Genomic DNA, 5,135 nt, shown 5'->3' with positions numbered 1-5,135 from the left:
GGCAGACACATGATAAGCCTCGGGGAAACGTACGAAGGGCACGGCGGCGTGAAAAAACGCCCCCGACGTCTCTATCTCGGCGTCGGCCTGTTTCTCGTCGGGTCGTTGCTCGTCGTCGTGGGAATCCTCGCGGCGACGACGAACCTGTTCTCGGCCGTCGGGTTGGACATGTATGGCGCACGGAAGTTCGCGGGTATCTCCGCCGGACTGGGCGTTCCCGCCGTTTTCGTCGGTGTGTTCGTCGTCCTCCCGGCGACGAGCGACCGCGTGCGCGCGGCGGCGGCCATCGGGTCCAGCATCACGATTCTCGGCGTCGCCATGTTCTGGTACGCCTACCCGCATCACTGGGCCGGACACGGCCAACACCTCACGCTGCCCGTCGTCGCGGTCTACTTCGTCGGCCTCATGACGACGTTCTGGTGTCTGTTCACCGCCGTCGTCAACTTCAAGACGCGGAACGACCCCGGCGGGACCGTCACGATGGAAGTCACGCGAAAGGGCGAGACGAAAATCGTCGAAGTCGAGAAACAACGCGGGTTGGGCGGTATCGGCGTCTTCGGCGACGACCCGACCGGTATGGAATCCCCTAGCGCGAAACCGACACCCACCGCCCCCGTTAGTGACGGCGGCGCGGCGAGCGACGACATCACCTCGCCGATGGATACCGACCGGCCGTCCGCTTCGTCCCCGGTGGGCCCGACGGACGCGTACTGCGGCAACTGCGTCCACTTCGATTACGCCCGTACTGACACCGGGATGACACCGTACTGCGGACTCCACGACCAGCGAATGACCGACATGGACGCCTGCGACCGCTGGCAGTCCAACCGCTAGAGTTCCGACAGCGTCTCTTCGACCGACTCCCAGTGGCTTCCCTTCCAGAATAGCTTTCCACAGTCCCGACAGCGCCACACCCTCTTTCCGTCGGGGACGTGTTCCGGTATCTCCTTTCCCTCACGCTCTCGAACCAGTCGCCCGTTACAGTCCGAACAACGGGCGGGTTCGGAGAGCGAGAGGGAAAACCCGTGCTCTCGCAGTTCTCCCAACTGGTCCTCCACGTCGAGCGACTCGATGCAAATCGCGTCCTCGGAACGCCCCGCGAGTTCCACGTCCCGCGTGAGAAGTGTCCTGTCCTCGGATTCGGCCAGTTCGAGAATCGCGTCGTCGTCCTCGACACCCCTGTCCAGCGCGTACGCGGCGTCATAGCCACACATCCGCAGGTACGTCGTGAGCTTTCCCAACATCACGTCGAGAAAGAGGCGGTCCATCAGTGCAGGAACTCGCGGACGCCCGCGGCGTCGCGGGTGTTGAGCACGTCGTCCGCCTCGGCCCAGCCCCGCCGCGCGGTGTGAACCCCGTATCTGATGTTCCCGTACTCGCCGGGGCTGTGAGCGTCGGTGTCGATGGCGATGGTCACGCCCTCCTCGACCGCGACCTGCACCGCCGCACCCCAGAGGTCGAGACGGTGCGTGTTGCTGTTGATTTCCAGCGCGACGCCGTTGTCCGCGGCGGCGCTCGCCACTTCCCGAACGTCGAAATCGTGGCCCGGCCGTTGGTTGATGAGTCGGCCGCTCGGATGGCCGAGAATATCGACGCTCGGGTGTTCGATCGCCCGGATCAACCGCTCGGTGGCGTCGCCGTCCAGACTGCTGTGCGGCGAGGCGACGACGATATCCAGTTCGGCGAGCACGTCGTCACCGACGCTGATTCCGCCGTCCGGGTCGATGTTCGCCTCGACGCCGGTGAACACGTCGATGGGGGCGTCCTCGGCGGCCGCACGCACCTCGGCTATCTGTTCTTCGAGTTCGTCGTCGTCCAATCCGACGCCGCCGACCATCCCGGACCCCGTCGCGTGGTCGGAGATGACGATGTAGTCGTGGCCGAACTCGTCCGCGCCCTCGATCATCTCCGCGATGGTGTTGTTTCCGTCCGACCAATTCGTGTGCAGGTGGAGGTCGCCGCGCACGTCGCCCTCCTCGATGAGATTCGGGAGGTCGTCGTTCAGCGCGGCATCGATTTCGCCGTTGTCCTCGCGCATTTCGGGCGCGATGAGCGGCAGGCCGAGCGCCTCGTACATGCTGGCTTCCGTCTCGCTCGCGACCTTCTCGCCGACGCGCTGGCCTGCGTCGGGGTTCTCGACATCACTCACGTCGAACACGCCGTACTCGTTCACCTTGTACCCCTGTTCGATGGCGTAGTTCCGCAGGGTGATGTTGTGGTTCTTGCTTCCGGTGAAGTACTGGAGCGCGCTGCCGAACTCCTCGGGGACGACGACGCGGAGATCAATGCGCATGTCCGAGACGCGGATGGCGGCCTTGTCGGTCCCCGATTCGATGACCTCCGTCGCCCGCTCCCAGTCGGTGAACGCTTCGATGACCGCCTCCTTCTCGTCTTCCTCGCTCTCGGCGAGCACGTCGATGTCGCCGATGGTCTCGCGCCAGCGCCGAAGCGACCCGGCGAGTTCGTGCCGCCCGACGGACGGAATCCCGTCGAAGAAGGCGAGCACCTGGTCCCCGACCGGCCGAGCGTCGCCGAGCAGTTCCCGTCCCCGTACCGTCCGGGCGAACTCGATACCGTCGAGGATGTTCTCCTCCGTCTTGGGACCGTAGCCCTTGATCTCTTGAATCTCCCCCTCGCGGGCCGCGTCCTCCAAGTCGTCCAGCGTTCGGATACCGAGTTCCTCGTAGAGGCTCCCGACCGTCTTCGGGCCGACGCCCTCGACGCGCGTCAGTTCGACCATCTCGACGGGGAGGTTCTCGCGTTCCTCCTCCAGTTCCTCGATTTCGCCGGTCTCGAAGTATTCGATGACTTTGCTCGCAATCGAGTCGCCGACCTGCGGGATTTCCCCGACTGCGTCGGGTCCCTGCTCGGCCAACTCCGCGATGTCCTCCGGGTAGTCGCGGATGTTGTCCGCCGCCCGGCGGTAGGCCTGCGGTTTGTACTGGACGTCCTGTGCTTCGACCAAGTCGGCGTACTCCTCGAACAACGCCGCGACTTCCTCGTTTCGACTCATAATCGTGATCGTTTCCCGCTGCTTTCGTTGCCGAGCGCCTGCTGGAGGAACGACATCCACCGTTTCTGGTCGGCGGCCTCCTTGGCACTCCCTTCGGCTTCCAGATTCGTCGACCCGAGGTTTTCGAGCGCGTTCAGCGCGCGGTCGATGCCGATGATGTTCTCGACCAACTGTTCGCCCTCTTCCTTGGTGATGTCCGCCTCTTCCAGCCGTTCCTTGCGCTGGAGGCGCTCGCGGCGCAGGTTCCGTTTCGCCCGTTCCACGCGGTCGCGTTCGCCCTCCGGGATCGTTTCCCGACGTTTGATTTCGAAGACGAACTCGCGGAGGTCGATCTCCTCTCCCTGCACCGAAATCGACTCGGGAATCGACGCGCCCAGGGTCGCGCTTTCACGTTCGACCCGCTCCAGCAGTCCTTTTCGTTCGTACTCCTTCACATTCCATACTCCTCGGTCAGCAGTCAAAAACTTCCTGCCCTCTGCACTCGGGACATCACCCAACCGAACTTTCGGGTTCGGCCGACGACCACGACGAACCGGACACGCTGACCGGCCAACTGCTGTGGTTTCTGGAATCCGGCTTCGGATCGATGACGACAATCCGATAGTTCTACAATTTCCCTGTCTACTGTGCGCGGAAATCCGATTCGCTCGACGGTTTCTCGGCGCTCGATTTTCTCCCCCTATTTTCCACGTCCGCCACGCACCCAAACCCATTTGACCGGTCGGTTCAAACCATGGAACAATGGCGCAATGCGACGTGTGTGGGCAGAACGAGAATATGCCGTACCAGTGCCGGATGTGCGGCGGGACGTTCTGTGCTGAGCACCGACTCCCGGAGAATCACTCCTGTCCGGGGTTGGATAAGTGGAACGACCCGGAGGGAGTGTTCGACAGTGGCTTCGATGACAGCGCGAACGACAGTGGCGGTCGATTCAGTGCCGCCGCCCGCACCGGCGGCCCGCTGAGCTACTTCCGCGGGAACATGACGTTCGTGTTCCTCGGGCTGATGGTGCTGACGTTCGTCGCGGAGGTGTTCGTCCTCAACGTGATGGGGGATGTGGCGCTGTTCGACAAACTGTTCGTCCTCCAGACGAATCACATCGCCCGCGTCTGGACGTGGGTCACGTCCATCTTCGCACACGACCCGTACAGTTTCTTCCACATCCTCTTCAACGGTATCGTGCTGTACTTCTTCGGACAGGTGCTGGAGCGGTACATCGGGAGCAAGAAGTTCACCGCGTTGTTCCTCGCTAGCGGCATCCTCGCCGGATTGGCGCAGGTCGGCGTCGTCGGGTTGATGGGCGGAAACGCCGCAGTTCGCGGCGCGAGCGGCGCTATCATGGCCGTTATGGGCGTCCTCACGGTGCTGAACCCGAACATGAAAATATACATTTACTTCATCCTCCCACTGCCACTCTGGGTGGCGACCATCGGCTTCGCCATCTACTCCGGATTCGTGAGCGTTTCCGCCGGACCAGGCGCGAACGGCGTCGCCCAACTGGCCCACCTTACCGGACTGGGAATCGGCCTGCTGTACGGCGCGTGGGTGAAAGAACACGGTACCAGCGGCCCCTCCGAACTCGACATCGGCGGGGGCGGCGGACGCGGCGGCATGGGCGGTGGCCGCCGCCGGTTCTGATGCGATGACCGACCTCGCCCACCCCGAATTCGTTCCGGACGCGTCGCTCTCGCGCGAGGAGATGGAAGCGCTTCAGTACGAGGTGGCGGAGACGGCTATTTTCGAGGACGCGTTCGACTTCGACGCGGGGAGCGTTCGTGCGGAAGCGACCGACGAGGAGCAGACGCACCTGCCGACCGGTGACGAAACGCCCGCAACCAATGACTCCCCCGTCGTCGTCGGCGTGGACCAAGCCTTCATCGACGACCTCGCCGTGAGCGCGCTCGTCGCGTCGCGGGACGGGGAGGTCGTGGAGCGCGTCCACGCCGCCGTCGAGACGGAGATTCCGTACATCCCCGGACTGCTGTCGTTTCGGGAGGGAACCGCAATTTTGCGCGCCTTCGAGAAGTTGACCGTCTCGCCCGACCTCGCCGTGGTGGACGGAAGCGGACGGATTCACTTCCGGCAGGCCGGAATCGCCACGCACATCGGCGTGATGTTGGAC

At 63.8% G+C, this 5,135-nt stretch carries 6 protein-coding genes; 3 read left to right on the top strand and 3 right to left on the bottom strand.

Translation table 11 applies throughout. The annotated features are described in order from the left end of the window. Positions 1–9 precede the first annotated feature (9 nt). A complete protein-coding gene (locus tag WBV42_RS11930) occupies positions 10–834 on the top strand; it encodes a DUF7139 domain-containing protein (RefSeq protein WP_423986233.1) in 825 nt (274 codons plus the stop codon). On the opposite strand, the gene WBV42_RS11925 is transcribed toward WBV42_RS11930, so the two are convergent. Genes WBV42_RS11925 through WBV42_RS11915 form a run of 3 tightly spaced genes read right to left on the bottom strand, consistent with a single transcriptional unit; the run spans position 831 to position 3,447 of the window. Then, on the bottom strand, positions 831–1,268 hold the full coding sequence (locus tag WBV42_RS11925; protein WP_423986232.1) for a Mut7-C RNAse domain-containing protein: 438 nt from the start codon (positions 1,266–1,268) through the stop codon (positions 831–833). The two genes, WBV42_RS11930 and WBV42_RS11925, sit on opposite strands and share 4 nt — an antisense overlap. Continuing rightward, on the bottom strand, positions 1,268–3,013 hold the full coding sequence (polX, locus tag WBV42_RS11920; RefSeq protein ID WP_423986231.1) for a DNA polymerase/3'-5' exonuclease PolX: 1,746 nt from the start codon (positions 3,011–3,013) through the stop codon (positions 1,268–1,270). The genes WBV42_RS11925 and polX overlap by 1 nt, the downstream gene beginning before the upstream one ends. Continuing rightward, positions 3,010–3,447 (bottom strand): DUF5788 family protein, encoded by a 438-nt coding sequence (locus tag WBV42_RS11915; RefSeq protein WP_423986230.1) that lies wholly within the window; start codon positions 3,445–3,447, stop codon positions 3,010–3,012. The genes polX and WBV42_RS11915 overlap by 4 nt, the downstream gene beginning before the upstream one ends. A 307-nt stretch (positions 3,448–3,754) precedes the next feature. Here WBV42_RS11915 and WBV42_RS11910 point away from each other — a divergent pair, with 307 nt between their 5' ends. Next, positions 3,755–4,651, top strand: coding sequence for a rhomboid family intramembrane serine protease (locus WBV42_RS11910; protein WP_423986229.1), 897 nt, complete (start codon positions 3,755–3,757; stop codon positions 4,649–4,651). Positions 4,652–4,655: 4 nt separating this feature from the next. Continuing rightward, positions 4,656–5,135, top strand: a 480-nt coding sequence (locus WBV42_RS11905; protein WP_423986228.1) for an endonuclease V, incomplete at its 3' end; no start/stop codon positions are given.

Source organism: Haladaptatus sp. (assembly GCF_049589095.1).
Lineage (GTDB): Archaea > Halobacteriota > Halobacteria > Halobacteriales > Haladaptataceae > Haladaptatus.
Note: the sequence above shows the minus strand (reverse complement) of the source record. Positions and strands in the feature narration are given on the sequence as shown.